The sequence below is a fragment of the Altererythrobacter sp. Root672 genome, assembly GCF_001427865.1.
In the GTDB taxonomy this organism is placed as follows: Bacteria; Pseudomonadota; Alphaproteobacteria; order Sphingomonadales; family Sphingomonadaceae; genus Croceibacterium_A.
The window spans coordinates 571,534-593,468 of record NZ_LMHH01000001.1; the positions used below are offsets into that span (position 1 = coordinate 571,534).

Annotated in this window: 22 protein-coding genes; 10 read left to right on the plus strand and 12 right to left on the minus strand. The window is 64.6% G+C overall.

Going from position 1 to position 21,935, the window contains the following annotated elements; translation table 11 throughout:
- Positions 1–126 precede the first annotated feature (126 nt).
- Both ASD76_RS02845 and ASD76_RS02850 read right to left on the minus strand, forming a co-directional pair.
- Positions 127–501, minus strand: a complete 375-nt coding sequence (locus ASD76_RS02845) for a glycine zipper 2TM domain-containing protein (RefSeq protein WP_055922853.1) — start codon at positions 499–501, stop codon at positions 127–129.
- A gap of 117 nt (positions 502–618) precedes the next feature.
- Entirely contained in the window at positions 619–1,242 is a 624-nt protein-coding gene (locus ASD76_RS02850) for an FMN-dependent NADH-azoreductase (RefSeq protein ID WP_055918210.1), read from the minus strand.
- Positions 1,243–1,282: 40 nt separating this feature from the next.
- On the opposite strand from ASD76_RS02850, the gene ASD76_RS02855 reads away from it, so the two are divergent.
- Complete coding sequence (locus ASD76_RS02855; RefSeq protein ID WP_082553571.1) at positions 1,283–1,720, plus strand: winged helix-turn-helix transcriptional regulator; 438 nt, start codon at positions 1,283–1,285, stop codon at positions 1,718–1,720.
- Here the strand turns inward: ASD76_RS02855 and ASD76_RS02860 are convergent.
- Both ASD76_RS02860 and rlmN read right to left on the minus strand, forming a co-directional pair.
- Positions 1,659–2,942, minus strand: a complete 1,284-nt coding sequence (locus ASD76_RS02860; protein ID WP_055918213.1) for an SAM-dependent methyltransferase — start codon at positions 2,940–2,942, stop codon at positions 1,659–1,661. The genes ASD76_RS02855 and ASD76_RS02860 overlap by 62 nt on opposite strands.
- 56 nt (positions 2,943–2,998) lie before the next feature.
- Positions 2,999–4,243 carry a 23S rRNA (adenine(2503)-C(2))-methyltransferase RlmN gene (gene rlmN / locus ASD76_RS02865; RefSeq protein WP_055918216.1) on the minus strand — a complete coding sequence of 415 codons (1,245 nt, stop codon included), beginning with the start codon at positions 4,241–4,243 and terminating at the stop codon, positions 2,999–3,001.
- A gap of 232 nt (positions 4,244–4,475) precedes the next feature.
- On the opposite strand from rlmN, the gene ASD76_RS02870 reads away from it, so the two are divergent.
- On the plus strand, positions 4,476–5,138 hold the full coding sequence (locus ASD76_RS02870) for an outer membrane protein (RefSeq protein ID WP_055918219.1): 663 nt from the start codon (positions 4,476–4,478) through the stop codon (positions 5,136–5,138).
- Between the two features lie 54 nt (positions 5,139–5,192).
- On the opposite strand, the gene ASD76_RS02875 is transcribed toward ASD76_RS02870, so the two are convergent.
- Positions 5,193–5,717: a hypothetical protein gene (locus tag ASD76_RS02875; RefSeq protein WP_321164415.1), complete on the minus strand. Its 525-nt coding sequence runs from the start codon at positions 5,715–5,717 to the stop codon at positions 5,193–5,195.
- Between the two features lie 349 nt (positions 5,718–6,066).
- Between ASD76_RS02875 and ASD76_RS02880 the strand changes: the two genes are divergently transcribed.
- Together ASD76_RS02880 and ASD76_RS02885 are read left to right on the plus strand one after the other, a co-directional pair.
- Positions 6,067–6,681: an OB-fold-containig protein gene (locus ASD76_RS02880; RefSeq protein WP_055922860.1), complete on the plus strand. Its 615-nt coding sequence runs from the start codon at positions 6,067–6,069 to the stop codon at positions 6,679–6,681.
- A 21-nt stretch (positions 6,682–6,702) separates the two neighbouring features.
- Positions 6,703–8,427, plus strand: a complete 1,725-nt coding sequence (locus ASD76_RS02885; protein ID WP_082553572.1) for a flotillin family protein — start codon at positions 6,703–6,705, stop codon at positions 8,425–8,427.
- A gap of 64 nt (positions 8,428–8,491) precedes the next feature.
- Here the strand turns inward: ASD76_RS02885 and ASD76_RS02890 are convergent, their stop codons facing one another.
- The 4 genes from ASD76_RS02890 to ASD76_RS02905 are packed head-to-tail and all read right to left on the minus strand — an operon-like array spanning position 8,492 to position 11,353.
- Positions 8,492–8,695, minus strand: coding sequence for a hypothetical protein (locus ASD76_RS02890; RefSeq protein ID WP_055918222.1), 204 nt, complete (start codon positions 8,693–8,695; stop codon positions 8,492–8,494).
- Complete coding sequence (locus tag ASD76_RS02895; RefSeq protein WP_055918225.1) at positions 8,695–8,874, minus strand: DUF4169 family protein; 180 nt, start codon at positions 8,872–8,874, stop codon at positions 8,695–8,697. Before ASD76_RS02895 ends, ASD76_RS02890 begins: the two co-directional genes overlap by 1 nt.
- On the minus strand, positions 8,874–9,362 hold the full coding sequence (greB, locus tag ASD76_RS02900) for a transcription elongation factor GreB (protein ID WP_055918228.1): 489 nt from the start codon (positions 9,360–9,362) through the stop codon (positions 8,874–8,876). The genes ASD76_RS02895 and greB overlap by 1 nt, the downstream gene beginning before the upstream one ends.
- 59 nt (positions 9,363–9,421) lie before the next feature.
- Complete coding sequence (locus ASD76_RS02905; RefSeq protein WP_235506480.1) at positions 9,422–11,353, minus strand: lytic transglycosylase domain-containing protein; 1,932 nt, start codon at positions 11,351–11,353, stop codon at positions 9,422–9,424.
- Between the two features lie 103 nt (positions 11,354–11,456).
- On the opposite strand from ASD76_RS02905, the gene dapA reads away from it, so the two are divergent.
- On the plus strand, positions 11,457–12,338 hold the full coding sequence (dapA, locus tag ASD76_RS02910) for a 4-hydroxy-tetrahydrodipicolinate synthase (RefSeq protein ID WP_055918231.1): 882 nt from the start codon (positions 11,457–11,459) through the stop codon (positions 12,336–12,338).
- 6 nt (positions 12,339–12,344) lie between these two features.
- On the opposite strand, the gene ASD76_RS02915 is transcribed toward dapA, so the two are convergent.
- A complete protein-coding gene (locus tag ASD76_RS02915) occupies positions 12,345–14,294 on the minus strand; it encodes an alpha/beta hydrolase family protein (protein WP_235506483.1) in 1,950 nt (649 codons plus the stop codon).
- Positions 14,295–14,384: 90 nt separating this feature from the next.
- Positions 14,385–15,572, minus strand: coding sequence for an acyl-CoA dehydrogenase family protein (locus ASD76_RS02920; protein WP_055918237.1), 1,188 nt, complete (start codon positions 15,570–15,572; stop codon positions 14,385–14,387).
- A gap of 90 nt (positions 15,573–15,662) precedes the next feature.
- On the opposite strand from ASD76_RS02920, the gene ASD76_RS02925 reads away from it, so the two are divergent.
- The gene (locus ASD76_RS02925; protein WP_055918240.1) at positions 15,663–16,082 is read left to right on the plus strand and encodes a plastocyanin/azurin family copper-binding protein; all 420 of its coding nucleotides are present in this window, start codon (positions 15,663–15,665) and stop codon (positions 16,080–16,082) included.
- A gap of 90 nt (positions 16,083–16,172) precedes the next feature.
- Here ASD76_RS02925 and ASD76_RS02930 read toward each other — a convergent pair whose 3' ends face one another.
- Complete coding sequence (locus tag ASD76_RS02930; RefSeq protein WP_200943032.1) at positions 16,173–17,669, minus strand: alpha/beta hydrolase family protein; 1,497 nt, start codon at positions 17,667–17,669, stop codon at positions 16,173–16,175.
- Here ASD76_RS02930 and ASD76_RS18520 point away from each other — a divergent pair.
- The 4 genes from ASD76_RS18520 to ASD76_RS02945 all read left to right on the plus strand — a co-directional run bounded on the left by ASD76_RS18520 (position 17,658) and on the right by ASD76_RS02945 (position 21,907).
- Positions 17,658–17,987, plus strand: coding sequence for a hypothetical protein (locus ASD76_RS18520; RefSeq protein ID WP_200943033.1), 330 nt, complete (start codon positions 17,658–17,660; stop codon positions 17,985–17,987). The two genes, ASD76_RS02930 and ASD76_RS18520, sit on opposite strands and share 12 nt — an antisense overlap.
- Before the next feature lie 274 nt (positions 17,988–18,261).
- A complete protein-coding gene (smpB, locus tag ASD76_RS02935; RefSeq protein WP_055918244.1) occupies positions 18,262–18,744 on the plus strand; it encodes an SsrA-binding protein SmpB in 483 nt (160 codons plus the stop codon).
- A gap of 107 nt (positions 18,745–18,851) precedes the next feature.
- Positions 18,852–19,433, plus strand: coding sequence for a DUF2062 domain-containing protein (locus ASD76_RS02940; RefSeq protein WP_055918247.1), 582 nt, complete (start codon positions 18,852–18,854; stop codon positions 19,431–19,433).
- Positions 19,430–21,907: a response regulator gene (locus ASD76_RS02945; protein WP_055918250.1), complete on the plus strand. Its 2,478-nt coding sequence runs from the start codon at positions 19,430–19,432 to the stop codon at positions 21,905–21,907. The genes ASD76_RS02940 and ASD76_RS02945 overlap by 4 nt, the downstream gene beginning before the upstream one ends.
- Positions 21,908–21,935 lie beyond the last annotated feature (28 nt).

Here is a 21,935-nt window from a genome sequence, read left to right on the forward strand (position 1 = left end):
GCGATGTGGTGACCCTGCGGTGACCACCCCGTCAGATCGCCGCCACCAAACTGTAATCATTGGGCCCGAACGCAAAAAGGGCGCCCCATGCGGGACGCCCTTCGCGCTGCGATGCAAGGGCTCGGCTTAGCGGCAGCGCAGGCCGCTGGAATCGATTTCCTTGCCGATCAAGGCACCGCCCGCGGCACCGAGAATGGTGCCGAGCGTGCGGCTCTGGCCGCCATCGAGCGCCCGGCCGAGCAGAGCGCCCGCGGCGCCACCGATGATCAGGCCGGTCGTGCCGTTGTCGCGCTTGCAGTGGTACTGGCCGTCGTTGCCGCGCCAAACGCGATCGTTGGCGCTCAGTCGGCGGGGTTCGACGTAGCGTCCGTAGCGGTCATAACGTGCCGCATCGTGAGCTCGCTTGCCGTGGGCCGGAGCCCAGGGTGGCGGATCAGCCATCGCCGGAGCAGCGGTTACTGCCATCGCGGCGGCAGCGAGGGCGAGCAGTGACTTACGCATTGTGCGAACCTTTCCGTCGTCGTTTTCTTGCCTCAACAACGGAAAGGTTCGTTCAGCGATCCCCAACCTCAGATGAACAAAACGAGGCAAGGGAAAAGGCGCGACGAGTCGCCCCGATCATGCGGCCAAGCGAGGACTGACCCCATCGAGTGTCGCGATCTGCTCATTGGCTGCGGTCAATGACGCCTCTCGTGCTTCGGGACCGAACCCGATCCGACCCGCGCGGACGAAGACCGGATCGGTCACGCCGACGAAGGCGAAGAAGTCGCGCAGCAGGCTTTCGTGATGCTCGAACGGAGCGTCGAGTTGGTAGTCCCCGCCTTGGGAGGAAGCGACGATCACCTTGCGGCCGCCGGCCAGTCCCTGGGGGCCGGCCTCGGAATAGCTGAAGGTCACGCCGGGTACGCCCAGCCGGTCGAGCCAGGCCTTGAGCTGGCTGGGGATGGTAAAGTTGTACATCGGCGCGCCTACCACGACGACATCGGCGGACAGGAACTGGTCGAGCACGGCGCGCTCGGCTGGAGCGGCCGCCTGCATCGCGTCGTCGTGCTTGTCGGCCGGAAGACGGATCGCGCCCATCGTGACCGGGTCGATGTGCGGCAGCGGGTTGGCGGCGAGATCCAGTTCAACGACCTCCGCCTCGGGGTGAAGTGTGCGGAAGTGGTCGGTGATCGATTGAGTCAATTGGCGGCTCACCGAGCCTTCGCCCGTGACGGCGCTGTCTACGCGGAGGATCTTCATCTCTGGTATTCCCTGGTTACGATTGATAACTAGGGGCCATATGGAAACTATCCCCACACCCGCGCAAGAAGGCACATTTTCGTCCGATGGGCACACCGATGTGACCGTGCACGTCCCCTCGGCCTGCCAAACCGTGACCGAGGTGCTGTCGCGCGTGGGCGACAAATGGTCGATGCAAGTGATCATGAGCCTGGGCAATGGCGCCTTGCGCTTCAACGCCTTGCGGCGCGGGATCGCCGGGATCAGTCAGCGAATGTTGACGCGCACGGTCCGCAACCTCGAGCGTGACGGTCTCGTCAGCCGGACGGTAACGCCAACGGTCCCGCCGCGGGTCGACTATGCGCTGACGCCGCTTGGCCGCTCGCTGGTGGCGCCGGTCGGGGTCCTGGGAGCGTGGGCCGTGGCCAACCGCGAGGCTATTTCTGCGGCGCGAATTCGCTTTGATGAACTGGATGCGGCGCAGGCTCAGGCGTTCTGAGTTCGCTTTCGCCGAACCGGGTCTCGTCGTCGAGCATGTAGTTGCGCGTGATCGGGGTCGCTCGGCGATTGCGCAGATACTGCAGCTGGTAGACGACCATTCCGCCATCGGTGAACATGGTCATCGAGGCGGCGAGGTAGAACGCATAGAGCCGCCAGAACCGCTCGTCGTGCAGTTCCACAATCGCGTCGTGGTTGGCCTTGAACCGCTCGTACCAGGCGTGGAGCGTGTAGACGTAGTGCATCCGCAGCGCTTCGCAGTCGGCCATGATCAGCCGCTCGCGCTCGCTCGCCAGGATGATCTCCGACAGGGCAGGGAGGTAGCCGCCGGGGAAGATGTGCTTTTGCATGAAGCGGTCGGTCGTGCCCGGCTTGCCCATGCGGCCCATGGTGTGGATCAACGCCACCCCGTCGGGGGGCAGCAGCTCCTTCACTTTCGCGAAGAAGGTCTGGAAGAAGCGCGTGCCCAGGTGTTCGAACATGCCGATCGAGACGACGCGGTCGAACGGCCCTTCGAGGTCGCGGTAGTCCATCAGCTCGAACTTCACCCGGTCGGACACGCCCGCCGCCGCGGCCCGCTCCCGCGCCACCGCGAGTTGTTCCTTCGACAGCGTCACGCCGAGCACGTCCACGTCGGCCACCCGGTTGAGATAGAGCGCCAGCCCGCCCCAGCCGCAGCCGATGTCGACCACCTTCTGCCCCGGCTGGAGATAGAGCTTCGAGGCGATGTGCGCCTTCTTGTCGAGCTGCGCCTGCTCGATGCTGTTCGAGGGATCGGTGAAGTACCCGCAGCTGTACTGCATGTCCGGGTCGAGGAACTGGCGATAGAGGTCGTTGCCGACATCGTAATGATGGGCGACGTTCTTTCGCGAGTTCACCTTGCGATTGTAGGTGTTGAGCAAGTGGCGCAGGCGGTTGGTCTTCTTGAGGAACCCCGCCGGCCGATCGAGCTCCTCCCACCGCCGGTTGCGGCGAATGAGCAGGCACAAGTCGACGATCTCGCCTTCGACCAGCTGTAGCCGATCGTCCATCCAGGTCTCGACTGTGCCGAGCGCTGGATCGCGAGCAATATCGAAAGCGGCCCTGCCGTCCTTCAGCCAGACTGTAACGGGCTTGAGTTCGGGGTCGGGCGAGCCGTACCGATAGGTTTTCCCGTCATTCCCGACAATAGTCAGCTCCCCGCGCTTGAGGAGCTTTCTAAGCATCGGGTCGAGAAGCCTCATACGGACAGAATATACGTAAAACTACGTAGTGCAACCTGCCGTAATGAAGGGACGTTTCAGCCTAGCGCGGCCTGCTTTTCTTCGGCCAGGCGATCGAGTTCGGCGCGGCTCTTCTTTTCGGCTGCGGTCTTCAGCTGTCCGCAGGCCGCATCGATGTCACGCCCGCGCGGGGTGCGCACGGGGGCGGAGATGCCGGCTTCGAACACGATCTCGGAGAAGCGCCGAATCCGCTCCGGGGTCGAGCATTCGTAGGCGGCGCCGGGCCAGGGGTTGAACGGGATCAGGTTGACCTTGGCCGGCAGCTTGAAGTGCTTGATCAGCCGGACGAGTTCGCGCGCGTCTTCGTCGCTGTCGTTCTTGTCCTTGAGCATCACGTATTCGAACGTGATGCGGCGCGCGTTCGACGCGCCGGGATAGGCCGCGCAGGCTTCGAGCAGTTCCTCGATCCCGTACTTGCGGTTGATCGGCACGATTTCGTCGCGCACTTCCTTGCTCACCGCGTGGAGGCTGACCGCGAGGTTGACCCCGATCTCCTCACCGGCGCGAGCCATCATCGGCACTACACCGCTGGTCGAGAGCGTGATCCGGCGGCGCGAAAGGCCGAGGCCATCGCCGTCCATCACCAGCTTGAGGGCGTCGCGGACGTTGTCGAAGTTATATAGCGGCTCGCCCATGCCCATCATCACGATGTTGGTCAGCAGGCGGCCATCAGCGGTATATTCGGCCGCCGTCTCTTCTTCGGGGATGTCCATCCGGCCCTTCGGCCACTCGCCCAGCGCATCGCGGGCGAGCATGACCTGGCCGACGATTTCGCCCGGCGTCAGATTGCGCACCAGCCGCATGGTGCCGGTGTGGCAGAAGCGGCAGTTGAGCGTGCAGCCGACCTGGCTTGAAACGCACAGCGTGCCGCGGTCCGCATCGGGGATGAAGACCATCTCGAAATCGTGGCCATCCGCCGTCCGCAGCAGCCACTTGCGGGTGCCGTCGGTGCTGTGCTGCGCCTCGATGATCTCCGGCCGGCCTATGACGAAGCGTTCGGTGAGCCACGGGCGCATGGTCTTGGCGATGTCGGTCATCGCCTCGAACTCGGTCACGCCGCGGTGATAGAGCCAGTGGTAGACCTGCTTGGCGCGCAGTTTGGCTTGCTTCGCATCGAGCCCGGCTTCGGCGAACAATTCGGAGATCGCCTGCTTGGGCAAGCCGAGCAAATCCACGCGCCCATCGGCACGCGGTGTGATGTCGCGCGCGACGGGGACGGGATCGATCTGTCCCGGAATAGGCATCAGTGCTGTGTTGGACATTTGCCGCGCATATAGTGCGTATGGAGCAGAAGGGCAAAGCCTCGCGCGAACGGCAAATCGCGCCACGTGTTCCTGCTGTTCGACGGGCTCCCTAAACCGTTCATCGAAGTAACTGTTGCCGAAAATCCTCAGCCTTTTCGTTGTGTTAGGTTCATGAAACCAGCCCGGGGTGCGCACCATTCTACCGGTCCACGGCCATTGTTGCCGTGGTTTGAAGTGAATGGAGCATAAAATGAAAAAGGGTTTCGCAGTCCTGCTTGCCGCCTCGACGGCAGCTTTCGCCATCCCCGCCATTGCGCAAGAGGATTCGGGTTTCTCCGGTCCGTGGGTGGCCGGTGTCGCAGGCTACGACATGAACAACGCGGGTAGCTCCCAAGACGATGGGGTCAACGTCGACCTCGACCAGAACGCTGAAGGATTGGTCTACGGTATCGGCGCGGGTTACGACATGGACCTGGGCAGCGTGGTCGTGGGTGGCGAAGTTGAGCTGACCGACTCCACCGCCGATTCCGACTACACCGATCCGTACACCAACTTCGGGCTCGGAGCGGTCAACACCGGGCGCGACATCTATGTCGGTGCGCGTGTAGGCTTCAAGGCGACGCCGAGCACGCTGGTCTATGCGAAGGGCGGCTACACCAACGCGCGCTTCAACTTCATCGGCACCGACGGCACCACCAACTACGACCAGAACCTCGATACGGACGGTTGGCGCGTAGGTGCTGGTGTCGAGCAGAAGCTCGGCCGCAACGCCTTCGCCAAGGTCGAGTATCGTTACTCTAACTACAGCCGGGGCGAGATCGACTTCGAAGCGAACAATGTCGCCGACAGCGACCGTTTCAACATCGATACCGACCGTCACCAAGTCATGGTCGGCGCCGGCTGGCGCTTCTAACCTCTAGCGAGGTACGTCACGCGGGCCGGAGGGGAAACCTTCCGGCCCGTTTTCCTAGGTCAGCTTGGCGCAACCTACCGTCGCGGCGTCCATTGCGGTCGCGGCACCTGCCAGGTTGTAGCGGTCGGTGAAGCGCCGCCCCGACACATCGCGAGCGGTGACGCTCAAGTTTGGGGCCGAGCGCATGGCAGCCACGACCGCCGCATCCATCTTGCGGTCCTTGGCCCAGGCGTCGCCGCCCGCCCCGATCAGCTCAAAACGCTGACCGCCGATGGTTAGAGAGATGACGGCGTTGGCTGGAACCAGCCGCGACAGTCTGACATGCAACTGACTACGTACCCCGCGCTTCGGCCAAGTTCCGATGCTGGCGAAAGCCGCCTGGGTGGGGCGGTTGGCACGGTTCGAGCGAACTTCGGGCGACGCAGCCGAAATCGCATAGCAGCGCGGCACCTGCCCGTCGCGGAAGGCTCCCCAATCGTCGAACACGCCGAGGCTGTCCTTCGCTGCGGCGGGGGCGGCTAAGACGAGGAGCGGGATGAGCAACAGCGCTAGGCGGCGCATGGCAGGCTCGAATTCCACATAGGGGTGACACGGCTTCGGGAAAGCGCGGGCAAAACTGCCAAATCACAAAAATATCTATATTTCAGTATGTTGTGAGAGGCTTCGTAATGTCCCTTATCGGCAAGGTGAGACTCTCTCACTACCGAGAGCGCAGAGAGCTCTTCCGGATTGTTGAGCGATGGTGCGCCATTGCAGTCGAAGGCAGCGTCAAACTGGGCAGTCATGCAGCGAGCGATAGCAGGCACGGACGATGGAGGAAAATCATCTCCGACATGTCCGGTTGTGCTGGATTCGCAGGCCGTAAGCGGCATGATGGTTCGGGGATTCGATTTGAATGGGGGGCGGCCCAGCGGCCGACTTTGATGCGATGAGCTTGCTGGCCGATCATAACCTGCCGTTCGCGGTGGCCCTGGCGTTGATGCTCCTGCTCGCCCTGTTGCAGGGGTTTGGGCTGGGCGATCTCTTCGGCGATCATGACCTCGATGCCGACCACGATGGCGGGCTGGCCGACGGCCTGCTTCTATTCTTCGGCATCGGGCGCGTTCCGTTCCTGGCTTGGCTGGCGAGCTTGCTGCTGTTGTTCGCCGGCATCGGCGTCGGCATCCAGTCGCTCGCAGATAGCTTGCTTGGTGCTCCGCTCGACACCTGGCTCGCGGCGATCTTGGCCGCTGTCGCTGCCTTGCCGGTGACCGGCATCGTAGTGCGGCCCCTGGCGCATATCCTGCCGGGCGACGAAACGACCGCCGTGAGCCTCGACAGCCTGGTAGGCCGCCGCGCAACGATCGTCACCGGGCGTGCCTCGGCAGGCAATCCAGCGCGGGCGCGGGTCGCGGACCGCTTCGGTCGACCGCATCACGTGATGGTCGAGCCGCACGAGGCCGGATCCGAAATGCTCGAAGGCGATGAGCTTCTGCTCGTCCGCCGCGAGAATGAGACTTTTTATGGAGTGGCCCTGCAGGAACGCCGGCTGTCGCCGGTCTAGCAGGCCCTGGGGAGGAAATAGATGATCGAGTTCGGGAATGCCGTCGACATTGCGATCTGGGCGGGTGCGATCTTTGTCGCGCTGCTCATTTTCGCGCTCACCATCGCGCGGCTCTACAAGCGCGCAACCAAGGAAGTCGGGTTTGTTCGCACCGGCTTCGGCGGTGAGAAGGTGGTGATGGACGGCGGTGCGTTGGTCCTGCCGGTGCTGCACGAAACCATGCCGGTGAACATGAACACCGTGCGTCTGGCGGTCGAGCGCAAGAACATGGATGCGCTGATCACGCTCGACCGGCTGCGGATCGACGTGAAAGCGGAGTTCTACGTGCGCGTGCGGCCCGATTCCGGAGCCATCGCCATGGCCGCACAGACGCTTGGCTTGCGGACCATGCACCCTGACCAGCTCAAGGACCTGGTCGAAGGCAAGTTCGTCGACGCGCTGCGTTCGGTCGCTGCGGGCATGAGCATGAACGAGCTGCACGAAAAGCGCGCGGACTTCGTGCAGAAGGTGCAGCAGGTCTCCTCGAACGATCTGGCCATGAACGGGCTCGAGCTGGAATCGGTCTCGCTCACCGGTCTCGATCAGACCAGCATCGAACACTTCAACGCCAACAACGCCTTCGACGCCGAGGGTCTGACCAAGCTCACCGAGCAAATCCAGCAGCGCAAGAAGCTGCGCAACGACATCGAGCAGGAAACGCGCGTCCAGATCGAGACCAAGAACCTCGAAGCCGACAAGCGTAGCCTTGAGATCGCGCGCGACAACGAGTTCGCCACGCTCGAACAGCAGCGCGAAGTCGAGATGCGCCGTGCTGCGCAGGCGGCCGAAGTCGCCCGCGAACAAGCCGTGCGCAACCAGGAGGCCGAGACGGCGCGGATCGAGGCTAAGCGCGAGATTGACGCTCGCCAGATCGAGGCCGATCGCGCGGTCGAACAAGCCCGCATCGCTCAGGCGCAGGCGGTCGAAATCGCCCGGCAGGAGCAGCAGATCGCGGTGCAGAACAAGAGCCGCGAGGAAAGCCAGGCCAAGGCCGAGGCGGATGCGGCCCGCGCCAAGGCCGTGGCGGCGGAAGAGCAGGTCACCACTTCGCGCCAGACCGAGGTCGCTGAGCGTGACAAGCGCATCGAACTGATTGAAGCAGCCAAGGCGGCCGAACGTGACGCGATCCGCATCAAGGTCGAGGCAGAGGCGGAGAAGGACGCGGCGAGCAACCGTGCTGACGCCGCTCGTCTCGCGGCGGAAGGTGAAGCGGACGCGGCCAAGCTCCGCGCAGAGGCCGATCGAGTGCGCTTCGAAGTCGAGGCCGCCGGTCAGCGTGCGGTCAACGAAGCGGCGAACCTCCTGTCGAACGACCAGGTCTCGCTCCAGACCAAGCTCGCCTTGCTCAAGGTCCTTCCTGAGCTGGTGCGCGAAAGCGCCAAGCCGCTTGAAGCGATCGATTCGATCAAGATCGTCCAGGTCGACGGGCTCACCCAGAAGTCTGGCGGTGGTGGAAACAGTGCGAGCTACGGTGGCAGCACCGGCAACCTGGCGCAGGATGCCGTATCCGCAGCGCTGGCCTACCGCGCGCAGGCGCCGATGCTCGATGGCCTGATGAAGGAGTTAGGTCTCGACGGCAGCTCACTCGAAGGCCTGGTGGCGGCTACTGCCGCGCCATTGGTGCAAGTCGAAGCGAAACCGGCCATCGCGCAGGCCGAGAACGACGATACCGACAAGCCGAAGAAGACGGCCGAAGCGGCCGAGTAGCGAACTGCGCAATTCCTCCCCGAGCTCGCTCGGGGAGGATTGAAGCTGTGAAGCGCCTGGTTCTCTAACCTCCGATAAAATCCAGCCACGCCACCACGTCGTTATCGGTGGCGAGGAACAGTCCGGCCTGGACTTCCTCGGGTTGGTTTTCGGCGATCTGCATCGCCTCACGCAGGGGGCCGTAGAACAGCGTCTCGGCCGCGCCGCCCTCGCTTTCGCCGTCGAGGAAATAGAGCCGCACGGTGGCTTCTTCGTAAGTCGTGCGCATCAGTCGCGCTCCAACTTCGCGCCGTCGAGCTGCCGCGCGGCGCGCGACTTGTCGGCCTGGTGTTGGGTCTTGTCCGCTTTGGTCATGCCGAACTTCGCGCGGTTGGCGGACGCCTCGTTCGCCTTTGCGGAACGCTGCTTTGCCTTGCGCGCCGTTCGCAGGTTGACGATCTCGGCCATCAGTTGGCCTCCGGATAGTCGATCGCCAGCACTTCCCATTCCTTCTCCCCGGCGGGAAGGCGGACGGTGCGCAAGTCGCCGACCGCCGAACCACGCAAGGCGCGGGCTATCGGCGCGCTCCAGCCGATCTTGCCGCTTGAGGCGTCCTGCTCGTCGTCGCCGACCAGGGTGAGGGTGCGTTCGTTGTCGTCATCGTCGGCGATGGTGATGGTGGCGCCGAACCAAATTCGGGCGCGGTCAGGGGCCTGGGCGGGGTCGACCACGCGCGCGGCTTTCATCCGGCGGGCGAGGTGGGCGAGCTCGCGGTCGATCTCGCGCATGCGCTTGCGGCCGTAGAGGTAGTCGCCGTTCTCGCTGCGGTCACCGTTGCCGGCGGCCCAGCTGACGATGGCGACAATCTCCGGCCGCTCGGTGCCGAGCAGGTGATCGTAACGCGCCTTAAGTGCCGAAAGGCCCGCGGGGGTGATGAGGTTTTCGGCCGGCTTCATGGTTGGTCACGTACCCCGGCGCACCGACATCATCAATCTCCCCTCCCGCAAGGGGGGACTTAGCGCAGGAACTCGTTGATCGTGCGCGGGCGGCCGTAAGTGGCGAGCTCCGGGTGCAGCGCTTCGTAGACCACGGCATTCTCTACCACGCGCTGCACGTAGTTTCGGGTCTCGAAGATCGGGATCCGCTCGATCCAGTCGACCCAGCCGATCGAACCGTTACGCGGATCGCCGTTCTGGCGCAGCCACTTGTTCACGTTGCCCGGCCCGGCGTTGTAGGCGGCGACGGCCAGCGGATAGCTGCCGTAAGTGTTGAGCATGCGCCGGAAATAGCCGTTGCCGAGCATGATGTTGTATTGCTGGTCGGTCATCAGCGAGGCCGACATGTAGACCACGCCCAGCTTGCCGGCCTGTTCGCGAGCGGTGCCGGGCATCAGCTGCATCAGGCCTTGTGCCCCGGCGTGGCTGACGCGGTAATCGTCAAATTCGCTCTCTTGCCGAGAGATGGCGTGAACCATGGTCCAGTCAGCGCCTGACGGTGTCTGCACCACGGGGAAGCCCACGGTGGTGAAGCCGGTGAAGCCCTTCTCCGGCGCCGTGCGTCCGACTACGACCGCGAGTTCCGGAAGGTGGAGGTCGCGCGCTGCGTCGCCGACAAGCTGCAGGTCGGCCTCGGTCTGTGCCTGATTGGCGGCCGCGGTGTAGAACTTGCGCTTGGTCTGCCAGGTGTGCCCGCTGCTGGCGAGCGCGATCAGGGCCTGGTTGATCGGGCTGGCGTAATAGGCGTCGCGCTGCAGCTGAGTCGGCTGAACAGGAGCCGCCGCTGCATAGACGGGGGCCGAGCGTCCGAGCTGCTCGAGGGCCAGCAGGCCGTAGAAGTACTCGGGATATTGCGCCGCCATCTCGAAGTAGCGGTTTGCCGCGCCGCGATCGCCAGCCTGTGCTGCTGCGCGACCGGCCCAGAAGAAGCCCTTCGAGCGGGTCTGCGGGGTCTTGGCTGCTGCGCCATAGCGATAGAACAGCGCGGCGGCGGCGTTGCCGTCACCCTGATACCAGAGCGCGTTGGTCCCGCCGAGCCACATCAGCGAGGTATAGTCGTCGCGCAGCTTGTACGGGCCCGTAACGATCTCGTTGACGTCGGCGAACGGCTCGGTGGCGCGCTGGGCGATCTGGACTGCCGAGCTGCCACTTGTGAGCCGGGCGACGGTCAGGTGCTCGGTAATCCAGGCAGTTGCGTCAAATGGCTTCACCGAAAGCGGCGCGTGCGAGGCCAGCATCGACACGGCCTCCTGGTCGCGTCCTTCCTGGCGCAGCTCGCGGCTGCGGTTGTAAAGGTATCCGGGGTCGGTCGTGGCGGATCCGTCGGAAGTGTATCCGTCGCCGCCCTGCAGAATGGCCAAACGCGCCGCGTAGATGCTGGCTTTGCCCGGCGAGACGTAAGGCAGCTGCTGCGCGGCGGCATAGGCGTTACGCTGCCACAGCAGCGCGTCCATCCGCGCGTCGTGGTCCTCAGGCGAGAAGCGGCCGCCGTAGTTGCCGAAGATGACCGCCAGGGCGCCATCGCTCATCTCGCCACCCCGCCAGGCGGCACGGGCGGCGGTCTCGGCCTGGTCGGGCCGCAGCGAGAGCATGGCCACGGCATATTGGGCGCGGCCATTGTTGGTCACCGGCGGATAGCGGTCGAAATAGGCGATCACGCGTTCGGGGCTGACATAGTCGTAGCCCAGCCGCGCCTCGGCATTGGCGCGCAGCTTGTCTTCGTCAGGGAAGCCCGGATAGCTCAGGAGGAAGCCGGCATAGTCCTCAAAGGTATACTGCGGGCTTGCTGCCAGCTGTTCCCAGCGGCTGATGGCGTAAGACATCCCGCCCGACTGCGCGACCAGGCTGCTACGGCCCTGATCCCATCCGGCTTGCGCGAAGGCATGGCCAGGGACTAGGGCGGCGGAAATCGTGAGGGCGGTGACGAGAGCTTTGCTAACCATGCTGGACATTCTGGCGAGCGGCTCCTTATCAAGCGCTGAACGGTTTGATCCCTGCGGCAGCGTGACACGCGCGGCCTTTCTCCGATTAGAATCCACGGCGGGAGCGGTGTAAATGTTTTCTGGCTCAATTCCGGCACTCGTCACCCCGTTTCGTGGGGGGCAAGTGGACGAAGAAGCCTTTCGCCGCTTCGTCGACTGGCAAATCGAAAATGGCACTTCGGCGCTGGTCCCCTGCGGTACCACCGGCGAAAGCGCCACGCTCGATAACGAGGAACATCATCGGATTATCGGCATTTGCGTCGAACAGGCGGCGGGCCGCGCTCCGGTGATCGCCGGCTGCGGCAGCAACGATACCCGCACCGCGCTGTGGCACATGGAAGTGGCCAAGGACCTCGGCGCCGATGCCGCGCTGATGGTCGCGCCCTACTACAACCGCCCGAGCCAGGAAGGGCTGCTGGCGCACTTCTCGTTCCTCGCCGAAAGCTGCGACCTGCCGATCGTGCTCTACAACGTACCCGGGCGCACGGTGACCGACCTGTTGCCGGCGACTGTGGTCGAACTGGCGCGCCGTCATCCGGGTAAGATCGTCGGCATCAAGGACGCGAGCGGCGATCTCCAGCGGGTAACCCAGCACCGGCTCGGCGCGGGGCCGGACTTTTGCCAGCTCTCGGGCGACGACCCGCTGGCGCTGGCAGGCTACGTGCTCGGCCAGGTCGGCTGCATCTCGGTCACCGCCAACGTCGCCCCCAAGCTCTCCGCCGAGTTCCATGCTGCGGCCGCAGCGGGCGACTACGAGACAGCGCGCAAGCTCCACGAGAAGCTGTTCCCGCTACACAAGGCCCTGTTCGCTGACGCCAGCCCCTCTCCGACCAAGTACGCGCTCGCCAAGCTACACAACTGGCTCACTGCCGAGACGCGCCTGCCGATCGCTCCGTGCAGCGAGGCCGGACGCAGGGCGGTTGATGAGGCGCTGGAGAGTGCCGGGCTGGCTTAGCCCGACCTACTCCGCCGGGTTGTACCGCTCCACGAACGCCACCGCCGCGGCCAGCATCTGGTTGCGGGTGTCGGCGCGCGAGAGCCAGTGGTCCTCTTCGCGCAGTTCCAGGAACTCGAACGGCTTGCCGGCATCCTTCAGCGCATCGGCCATCTTGGTGCTCTGCTCGTAGGGAACGACGGTATCGTCGCGGCCGTGGATCAGCAGGATCGGCGCGTCGGCCTGGGCGGCGAACAGGCGTGGGGAGGTTTCCCTGAGACCGCTACGTGGGCCCAATTCCTCGATCAGCGAGTGCTTGATCATCTTGCTGTAGCCGTATTCCGCGTTCTCCGTCCTGAACATCAGATCGAGATCGCTGACCCCAGCGACAGAAACTGCGCAGCGGTAGAGGCCGTGCTGCAGCGTGACACCAGCGAGCGCGACGTAACCGCCGTAGCTTGCTCCGACCACGCAGGCGCGGCGCGGATCGACGATGCCCTGCGCCGCCAGGGCCGCCAATCCGTCCGACACGTCGGACTGCATCTTGCGGCCCCATTGGCCATAGCCGGCGCGCTGGAAGTCCTGGTCGCGGTTGGTCGATCCGCGGAAGTTGGGCTGGAACACCGCATAACCGCGCGAAGCGTAGGCCTGGGCCCACCAGTCGAACCGTTCCTCGTCGTGAGAACCCGGTCCACCGTGCGGGAGGATGACGATGGGTAGGTTCTTGGCCTCGCGCCCCGGAGGCAGCGTCAGGATGCCGTCCAGGTCGAGCCCATCCTGCGCCTTGTAGGCGAAAGTGCTGATCGGCCCGACTTCCTCGGCGAGGATCTGCGGCCGCTCCTCTCCGATGAGCCGAGCCTTCAGCTGAGCGCTGGTGAGCAAGAACCAGCTGCCGCTGTCCTGGTTGCCCGTGGTGTTGACGATGACGTGCGAGAAGTTGGGCGTCCAGGCCATCATCCTGGTCGTGCGGCCCTTGAAAGCCCGGCCGATCTTCTCGGCGAGGGCCTGCTTGTCGGCATCGAAGAAGACCTGCTCGTCCGTCGTGCCACGGCGCAGGTAGCCGATCATCCGATTGTCCGATGGGTCGCGGTAGGTCTCCACCAGGCTCTCGTCGGCAAGGATCTCGGTCGGCGGGCTACCCCCGCCGAAAGGCACTTGGTAGAGCCTTGAATAGCCCTCTTCGTCCTCCGCCCAATAGACCACGCTCGACCCGTCATGCCCGATAGCGGCAAGGCCGACATCGCCGCCGGTGTTGGTTCCGTCGGCCAGGTGGTTGCCGCTGGCGTCGACGATCTGCCATGCCCCGGTATCCTCGCGGATATCGAGCGTCGCGACGACCTTGCCGCCGCCGCCCACCAGCCAACTGCGCCGCTCGCCTTCGCGCGCCGGATCGCTGACAGAACGCACGCGCTCTTGCCCGAAATCGAGCGCGATCAGGGAAGGGCGGGTGTGTTCGAGGTAGTAGTCGTGGTTGTCGTTGCGCTGTCCGAGCCTGATACCCCCGAAGAAGCCGGTCCACCGTCCGTCGACTTCACGAATGCCATAGTCGCCCCGCAGGGCCCTGAGCATCGAACGGTTCTTGTCGAACACGACCCTGACCTCTTCGCCCGCTTTCGCCGGGATGACGACACCGCGTTCGAACTCGGCCTGGTTTGTCGTGAAGCCAAAGCCGAGGTCTTCGGTCTGGCTCGTGACCATCAGCAAGGCCTCGTCGCCGATCCATTCGATGTCGCGGATCTTGGTATCGCCGACGGTCAGCGCGCGCTTGGGCTGCATCGTCGCGGCGTCGAACATGATGACTTTGCGCTGACCGCCCTGAACCGCCAGGACGGCTAGGCTGTTGCCAGTCTGGGATAGCGCGGCATCTTCGAACGAAGGCAGGTTTCCGTAGGCTTCCAGCGGCGGCGCCTCGGCTGCCGATGCCGCAGCGCCAATCAAGGCGCTCGCCACCACGAGCGTCATCCCAATCCGACCCATGTGTCCCCCCATGTCGGTTTTCGAAAGGCTATTACGCGCTTGGCCTTCCGAGCAAGCGGTAAATCGCTTTTCCCGTTTGGGAAGCGGGGTTTAGTAGAGCGGCGAGGGGTGCTCCCGCCCTAGCATCATCGCCCCGTAAGTCTCCACTGCCGGCTGCGCGATAATCATGTGCTGGTTGAGCGTCAGCGCATCGCGGGCGAGGCGTTCGAGCACCGAGCCCTGGAAGATCACATTGGCGCCGATCAGGTCGAACAACTGGCGAGTGACCTCCGCGGCCATGCGAAACGAATTGACGTTGGCGAGGGCGAGGCGGCCCTTGGTCTCGACCTTGGGCGTGCCCGCCTCGAGCTCGGCCCAGAACTCTTCAGCTGCGCGGTGAAGGAAGGCGTGGGCGGCGCCCCAGGCGGTCTCGGCCCTGGCGACAGCCTCTCGCACTTGCGCAATCTCGCCCATCGGGCGGGGCGGGATGCCGGCCTTGCGGGTGGCGATCAGGCCTTTGGCCTCGTCGATCGCGCGGCGCGCGGTGCCGAGTGGGACGGCGGCCATTGTCGTCACCCAGTTGAAGCCGCTTGAGTAGAGCGGTTCACGCCCGGCAAACATCGCCTCTTCGATCCGCAGGGCCTGGTCCTCGGGGATGAACACCCCTTCCGCGCGGTAGTGGTTGCTGCCGCTGCCGCGCAGTCCGTGGGTGTGCCAGGTGTCCTCGATCACCAGTTGGTCCGCGCGGCAGAAGGCGAGGCGGCCTTCGGGGATGCCGCTCGGGCCAATCACCGGTTCGCCGTTCTCCAACAGCGCGCCGCCGCTCATCACCACGTCGGCATGGGTCACGCCGCTGCCGAAGGGGAAGCGGCCGGTGAGGAGATAGCCACCCTCGACGGGCTCGACCTTGCCGTGCGCCGTGGTGAATTGGCCCGCCGTGATCATGTCGGGATCGGGCAGTAGACGCGCCGAAGCGGCTGGAGGCAGGAACTCGGCGAGCAGTCCACTGTCGGCACCGATCTTGACGCACCAACCGACTGAGGGATCGGCATGGGCGAGCACTTCCATCACCCGCAGCTGCTGGGGCAGGCTCATCTGCGGCCCGCCCTTGCCGCGGGATCGAGCCATGCGGAAGAATCCGGCCTTGCGCAGTTCGTCCACCAGGTCGTCGGGCAGGCGGCGCAACGCTTCGATTTCTTCCGACCGTGCGGCGATCGGCGGCGCCATGTCATGCGCGTTCTGCAGGATGCGCTCGGCCGTCAGCGAACCGGCATCGGTGGAACTTAAGGCTGTCGCCATTGCTTTCCCTTCGGTAACCGGCACTCTCCTGCCCCGATGTGTAGGAGCGGTCGGATAGGCTCGTCCAGCCCGGGAACGGAGGACTGACCCATGCGCAAGATTTCGATCATACTTGCCGCCGGCGCGATGGCGTTGTGCACGTCAGGTTATGCCAACCAGCCGCAGGCCGCTGCGCCCTCCGCCGCTTCCGGAGCTGATACCGAACAGCGAGTAGAGCTGTCGAACTTCGACTTCAATCCGAAGGAAATCCACCTGCAGGCGGGGCACGCCTACGCACTCGTCGTGGCCAACCAGGCTTCAGGCGGACACAACTTCGCCGCGCGCGAGTTCTTCGCGGCGGCAAAGGTTGAGCCTGCGGATGCAGCACTCATCACCGACGGCGAGATCGAAGTTCCGGCCATGTCCACGCTCACGGTACACCTCGTACCCGCCGCGGGTTCCTACAAGCTGGTGTGCACTCACGCCGGTCATGCCTTCCTGGGCATGAAGGGCAAGATCGTCGTCGAATAGCAGGTCGGTCGGTTCGGTCTCAGACGGTGCCTGCCCTGTTCTGGACCAAAACGAGATCCGGAACAGGGCTCCAAGCTTGAGGAATGGCAATCAGTCGGCCGGGTTGTACTCCTGGACGAAGGCTACGGCCTCCTCGAGCATCTGCTTGCGGGTGTCGGCGCGGGAGAGCCAGTGGTCCTCGTTGGCTAGCTCGACGAATTTGAAGGGTTTGCCTGCATCCTTCAGGGCATCTGCCATGACGGTGCTCTGGTCGAATGGAACCACCGTGTCGTTACGGCCGTGGATCAGCAGGATCGGAGCGTCGGCTCGGCTTGCGAAGCGGGACGGGGAGATTGCTGCGAACCCTTCACGCGGTCCGAGCTCTTCGAGCAACGATCGCTTGAGCAGTCCGCTTCGCCCGCTGTCCCGGTAGTCGACCGAATACATCCGAGCGATGTCGGCAACGCCCGCCACCGAGACGGCGCAGCGATAGAGCCCCTGCTGCAAGGTAACTCCTGCAAGCGCGGCGTAGCCTCCATAGCTGGCCCCGACGATGCAAGCGCGCTTGCCATCGACGACGCCGCGCCGGACGAGCTCTTCGAGGCCATCGGAAATGTCGCTCTGCATCTTGCGGCCCCACTCGCCGTTGCCAGCGCGCTCGAAGGCCGAATCCCGATTGGTCGACCCGCGGAAGTTGGGCTGAAAGACTGCGTAGCCGCGCGACGCGAAGGCCTGCGCCCACCAATCGAAAGCTTCCTTGTCGTGCGAATGGGGGCCACCATGCGGGAGCATGATCAGCGGCAGGTTCTTCGCTTCCCGACCAGGTGGAAGAGTGAGGATGCCGTCGAGCGCCAGTCCATCGGCCGCGGTGTATTCAACGGTCGAGATCGGGCCGACTTGTTCCGGTTCGATCGTAGGCCGTTCGTTTCCGATCTGATCGGCCTTCATCTTCTTCATGTCGACGATGTACCAGCTGCCGCCGTTACCGTTGCCGCTGGTCCGGACGAGCACGCGGGAGAAGTCGGACGCCCAATCCACCATGCTCATGTCCGCCTGCGGGAAGGCCCGGTGTACCTTGCCCGCCACGGACTGGTGCTCCGGAGCGAAGAACTTGGGCTGCGGCACGGCGCCGCCGGCCAGGTAACCTAGCAGCCTGCCGCTCGCCCGATCGGTGTAGAGCCGATCGATCTCCTCGTCGGGGAGGAACACTTTCGCCGGGGCGCTTCCGTCCAGGGGAACCTGGTACCATTGCGTCTCAGCCTCGGCATCCTCTTGCGAGTAGATCGCGGAGGTCCCGTCCGCGCCGAGCGCGACCAATCCGGCATCGCCCGTCGCAGCGAGACCCGTCGCGAGGACATTCGATCCTGCGCCTCTGATCGTCCACTTGCCGGTACTTTCCTCGATCTGGAAAGTGGCAGCGAGAGTGCCGTCAGCAGCAAGAAGCCAGTCGATATTGTAGGCCGATGCAGAGGGCGGCGCCACGCGAGCGGTCTCGTCCGTTTCGAGATCGATCGAGAACAGGGCGGGGCGAGTATGCGGCGCGAAGAATTCGAAACCCTTCCGCTCCAGTTGAACCCCGCCGAAATAGGCCTTCCAGTGATCGCCCACGAGACGGCGGCCGTAGTGCCGAACACGGCTTTCGCGATGTCCCGCTTTTCGCCGAAGACGAAGCGCGTTTCCTTGGCGGGATCGACCGGCACGATCAAAGCCCGAAAGAACTCGAACTGGTCCTGGGCGAACTCGAAGCTGAGCTTCTCGGTCTGGCTGATCTGCACGACGAGTTGCTCGTCGCCGAACCAGTCGAGCGAACGCACCTTGGCGTCGCCGACCTGGAATACCCGCTCCACCGCCGCTTCGTTGGTCATGATGAGGATCGAGCGTTGGCCGTTGATTGTCCCGAGAACGGCGATGCGTTTGCCGTTGTAGGACAGCGCCATGTCCTCGACGCCAGGAAGATCGCCATAGACTGACAGCGGTACGGGTTCGGCCGAATGGACGCTTGGCGTCAGGCCAAGCAGCATTGCCGCGGCCGCCATGGGCCGAAAGATTGCAGGAATATTCACGTTTGCCCCCCTTTTTGGGTGCTCTTGCCGAGCCTCGCGGGGCTTTGCAAGACGTGCGCGAGCTGTAGTCACAACCAACGGGTTTTACGAGGAAGGGGGTTCCGCTTCTGCGGCGTAATGCCTACATGCCCGGGCTCATGGCCCGTCCCAAACCCTCCCCGTTCGACAAGGTAAAAACCGTCGCCGAGAACCGGCGCGCGCGGTTCGAGTATTTTATCGAGGATGTCTTCGAAGCCGGAATCGCGCTTTCGGGCACCGAGGTGAAGTCGCTGCGCTTCGGCCAGGGCACGATCGCCGAATCCTATGCCGACCTGCGCGACGGAGAGGCCTGGCTGATCAACGCCAACATTCCCGAATTCAGCCACGGCAACCGCTTCAACCACGAGCCGAAGAGGGCGCGTAAGCTGTTGCTGCACGAACGCGAGATCGAAAAGATGATCGGCGCGGTCGAACGCAAGGGTATGACGCTTATCCCCCTGTCGGTTTACTTCAATTCGCGGGGGCGGGCGAAAGTGGAACTGGCGCTCGCCAAGGGCAAGCAGACCCACGACAAGCGGCAAACGATCAAGGACCGCGACTGGAAGCGCGACAAGGCGCGGCTACTGCGTGATCGTGGCTAAAGCCGCCATGCGGTCGGCCTTCATGACCAGCTCAGCGCAAATTGCGGCGGCCTATCCGAAAGCCCGCTTGCAAGCGGCGGATAGGCCGCGCAAGGCGGGTCGGGATCATGGCTAATTTTCGCTCAAAGACTTTCCTCTCCGACTGGCTGCGTGAGAACATGCCCACGCGCCAGCAGATGGAGGGTAACCGCTTCATCAAGCCGTTCGCGCACCGCGTCCTGCGTTCCGAACTGTGGCGATTTACTCGCCGTTCGGTGCCGCGTGGCGTCGCGCTGGGGATGCTCGTCGGGGTCATCGTACCGTTCGCGCAAATCCTGTTCGCTGCTTTGCTGAGCACCACGGTGAAGGCGAATGTCCCGGTTGCGGCGCTCACCACTTTTGTCACGAATCCGTTCACCACTCCGGCCATCTGGGTCGCGGCTTACTGGATCGGCAGTTGGATGTTGCGGGTCGACGCGGCGACGATTGTCGCCCCGGTCAACACCGCCATCGAAGAGACCGAGCTGCAACAGTTCCTCGAGTGGCTTACCGGTGCGACCATGGTCACGGCTTTCGGACTGGTGATCATCGCGATCGTTTCGGCCGCTATTTCCTATCTCCTGGCGGTGTTCCTGTGGCGCTGGTGGATCGCACGCAAGTGGGCCCGCCGAAAGGCTCGCCGGCTCGAGGAAGCGGTGCCCACCGAATGAAGGGCGTGGCAGGAAAGTCGGCCAAGGCGCCTGCCACCAGTCCGGTGGTCGATTCCCTGGCGGTGGCTGCAGCGGTGCTGGCCAGCATCGCCCTGATTTACCTGGTGACTGGTAGTGCGCTCGTCACACTGGCTTATGCCGGCGGGCTGGCGGTGCTGGGACTGATCGCCTTTTCTGCCGCTCGCCGGCGTCCGGCTGCCGCCTTGGCTGCAGAAGCCGGGGTGCCCGATTGGTCAGTAACGGTCGCGGCCATCGAGCAGGCCGGTGTGGCCGTTGCGATAACCGACCGGGCCAACCGGCTGGTTTGCGCCAACGCCGCGTTCGAGCTGTGGTTCGGGTCATCTTACGCCCCGCCGCGTCTGCCGGTTGACGGCGCGTCCGCCGATCTGCTCGCCCGCGCCGCCCATGTGGCCTGGCGCGAGGGCGAGAGCGGTGAGGTGACCATCGCTGACGAGAACCATGCGTGGACGGCCGTGCTCCAACGGGTCGGCCGCGGCGACGAGTATCTCATCTGGCGCTTCACTCCGATCACCCGGACGGAGCCGCTGGCCGGCATCGGCAAGTACATCACCGGCATGTTCGGCAAGATCCTGAGCGCCGCGGGTATCGAGGTCGCTCTAGTCGGACCCGACGGCGCGATCCGCGCCTGCAACCCGGGCTTCGCCCGTCGCGCCGCGGGTGACGAGCACGCGAGCATGGCCGGCCAGGATTTCGTCACGCTGCTCCGTTCAGACGAGCGCGACCGCATCTACTTCGCGCGCGAGGGGCGCAAGGGTTCTCCGCAGACGCTTGTCAGCGTGCCGCTGGCCGATCCCGAAGTCGGCGCCAAGGCGGGCGAGGCGCCATCGCTGATGATGATGTTCGACGCCGGCATTGGCCTCGGCGGTTGGGGCGGGGAAACTCGCGGGCAGGGGGTGCAGCTTCAGGGCTTGCTCGAACAGCTCCCACTCGGCTTGGCGATGACTGACCGCGACGGGCACTTCCTGTTCGCCAATCCCGCTTTCCGCCGCGCTGCCGGTGTCGAAGAGGGCAAGCTGCCGCCCTATCCTTCGGACCTGGTGGTGAGGCAGGACAAGACTGCGATGTCCGACGCCGTGCGCCGGTTCGGCCAGGGCCCCGCCTCAAGCGGGGACATCGCCGTTCGCTTGCGGTCAGAGCCGGATGAGCCGGTCTCTCTCGGCCTTGCCGGAGTGCGGGGGATGGGCGAGGCAGCCGTGCTGCTCAGCCTGGCCGATACGACCGAGGAAACCCGGCTCAAAAGGCAAGTCGCCCAGCAGACCAAGATGCAGGCGATCGGCCAGCTGGCCGGCGGCGTGGCGCACGACTTCAACAACGTGCTCACTGCGATCATCGGCTATTGCGACCTCATGCTGCTGCGTCACACGCCCGGCGACAGCGACTACGACGACATCCAGCAGATCAAGGCCAACTCCAACCGTGCGGCCTCGCTCACGCGGCACCTGCTGGCCTTCAGCCGCCAGCAGACCCTGCAGCCCGAAGTCATCCAGTTGCCCGATGTCATCTCGGAAGTCAGCCAGCTGCTCAAGCGGCTGCTCGGCGCGCGTATTACGCTCAAGACGCAGCACGCCCGCGACCTCGGTCCGATCCGCGCCGATCCGCGTCAGCTGGAGCAAGTCATCGTCAACCTGGCGGTCAACGCACGCGACGCGATCCAGGCGCGCGGTGGCGAACAGGCGACAGGTACGCTTTCGTTCAGCACCCGCCGCGTGGCCGCCCACGACGTGCGGCGCATGGGGTCGGAGATCATCCCTTCGGGCGACTACACCGTGCTCATCGCCGAGGACACCGGCGGCGGCATACCGCAGCCCGCGCTGACCAAAATCTTCGAGCCGTTCTTCACCACCAAGGAACTGGGCAAGGGTACCGGCCTCGGCCTTTCGACCGTTTACGGCATCATCAAGCAGTCGGGCGGGTTCATCTTCGCCGACAATGCCATCAATGCCGACCGCAGCGTCAGGGGCGCGCGCTTCACCATCTACCTTCCGGTCTACCACGCGACAGAGGAAGAGCTGAAGCGGGCGGAGACGCTCGAGGAAGCCAGCGAATGGTCGGGCGGTGGGCGCATCCTGCTGGTCGAAGACGAGGACATGGTCCGCGCCGTCGCCGAACGGGCGCTGACGCGGCAAGGCTACACCGTGGTCACCGCCTCGGACGGCGACATCGGGGTCGAAGCCGTGCGCAAGAACCCAGACTTCGACCTGGTGGTCAGCGACGTGGTCATGCCGAGCCTCGATGGACCGGCGATGGCGCGCGAGATCCGCCAGCTCGTGCCGGGGATGCCGGTCCTGTTCATGTCGGGCTATGCCGAAGAACAGCTGCGCCGCGAGATCGACATGGACGGCATGCACTTCATCGCGAAGCCCTTCAGCGTCGCGCAGATCGCCGCCAAGGTCGGCCAGGTGCTGCGTGTGAACGCGGCCTCGACCCAGAGCCGTCCTGGTCAACGTAAGTAAAACTCCGAATTCCGGCAGCGCGATCAGC